The sequence below is a fragment of the Planomonospora algeriensis genome, from assembly GCF_977012225.1.
Window position 1 is genome coordinate 1 of record NZ_CDRNDK010001198.1, and the last position, 217, is coordinate 217.

The 217-nt window shown below is 73.7% G+C and carries 1 protein-coding gene; it reads left to right on the top strand.

Annotation, left to right across the window (positions count from 1 at the left end; translation table 11 throughout):
- Positions 1-217: AMP-binding enzyme (locus tag ACWJ6R_RS38415; protein ID WP_449066858.1), on the top strand; the 217-nt coding region annotated here is incomplete at both ends.

Genomic DNA, 217 nt, shown 5'->3' on the forward strand with positions numbered 1-217 from the left:
CGGATGTGGCGGTGGTGGTGCGGGAGGACCGGCCGGGGGATCGGCGGCTGGTGGCGTACGTGGTCCCGGCGGGCGCGGATGCGGTGCTCGTACCGGAGGAGGTGCGGAGGTTCGCGGCGGAGACGTTGCCGGAGTTCATGGTGCCGTCGGCGGTGGTGGTGCTGGAGGCGTTGCCGTTGACGGGCAACGGGAAGCTGGATCGGGCGGCGCTGCCGGC